The following is a 1,463-nucleotide window of genomic DNA, read 5'->3' as shown; positions in this document are numbered from 1 at the left end:
TCGCTAGTAATCGCAGATCAGCAACGCTGCGGTGAATACGTTCCCGGGCCTTGTACACACCGCCCGTCAAGTCACGAAAGTTGGTAACACCCGAAGCCGGTGGCCTAACCCTTGTGGGGGGGAGCCGTCGAAGGTGGGACTGGCGATTGGGACTAAGTCGTAACAAGGTAGCCGTACCGGAAGGTGCGGCTGGATCACCTCCTTTCTAAGGAGCACTCAACACCACAACCCATGTTGAAGCATGGTGGTTGGTGGTGTCAGAGAATAGATGGTGCTGCTGTCACGGGTGTTGACAGGTGCCATGCTCATGGGTGGAATATCAACAAAACCACGCACTCTCTCTTGGGGGTGTGTGGGTCTTGGTGCATTGTTGGGTCCTGGAGCAACAAACCACCAGGTACGTAGCGGGCATGTTTTGTGTTCGTGTGTTTGGTGTGGTTGTTTCTCTAGTGTGTCCCCGGCCTAATACAACACGCTACTGTGTGCGCTGGTTCTTTGACTGGTGTGTCTGGTGTGGTTGGTGGGTGTGGGGTTGTTGTTTGGTTACTGCATAGTGGACGCGAGCATCTTGTGAGGATGACACCCCTTGTGGGGTGTTGTTTTCATGTATGTGATTTTCTCAACCCAACACGGACCGGCTTTCCTTTGGTTGGTTTGTTGGTTGTGTGGGTTGTGTTTGTTGCTCATGAATCAATGGTTTGCATATGTGTGTAAGTTGTTGAGAGCGTATGGTGGATGCCTTGGCATCAGGAGCCGATGAAGGACGTGGGAATCTGCGATAAGCCTGGGGGAGTTGATAACCGGACGGTGATCCCAGGATGTCCGAATGGGGGAACCCCGCATGCTGTGAGGTGTGTGACCTGACACTGAATATATAGGTGTTATGGGGGGAACGAGGGGAAGTGAAACATCTCAGTACCCTTAGGAAGAGAAAACAATAGTGATTCCGTTAGTAGTGGCGAGCGAACGCGGATGGGGCTAAACCTGTATCGTGTGATACCCGGCAGGGGTTGCGGTGCGGGGGTTGTGGGTGTATGTGTCCAGTTACTGCCGTGGCTGGCTGGTGAGGTGCGGGCGTGGAGACGAAGCAGTGTGAGTGCTGCACCGTAGAGGGTGTGAGTCCCGTAGTTGTATTATGTTCCGCCGCTAGATCGTATGACCCGAGTAGCACGGGGCTCGTGGAATCTCGTGTGAATCTGCCAGGACCACCTGGTAAGCCTGAATACTACCTGGTGACCGATAGCGGATCAGTACCGTGAGGGAATGGTGAAAAGTACCCCGGGAGGGGAGTGAAATAGTGCCTGAAACCATGCGCTTACAAACCGTCAAAGCCCTTTATTGTGGGGTGATGGCGTGCCTTTTGAAGAATGAGCCTGCGAGTTAGTGCTGTGTCGCGAGGTTAACCCGTGTGGGGTAGTCGTAGCGAAAGCGAGTCTGAATAGGGCGTTGTAGTGGCACGGTCT

The 1,463-nt window shown here is 53.7% G+C and carries 2 rRNA genes; both read left to right on the top strand.

Annotation, left to right across the window (positions count from 1 at the left end):
• Nucleotides 1-205: ribosomal RNA gene (locus MHJ63_RS09810) — 16S ribosomal RNA — on the top strand; the annotation flags it as partial.
• A 503-nt stretch (nt 206-708) separates the two neighbouring features.
• Nucleotides 709-1,463: ribosomal RNA gene (locus tag MHJ63_RS09805) — 23S ribosomal RNA — on the top strand; the annotation flags it as partial.

This window comes from Pseudoglutamicibacter albus (assembly GCF_022346425.1).
GTDB classification, from domain to species: Bacteria; Actinomycetota; Actinomycetes; order Actinomycetales; family Micrococcaceae; genus Pseudoglutamicibacter; species Pseudoglutamicibacter albus.
This window is presented reverse-complemented; position numbering and strand designations above follow the sequence as displayed.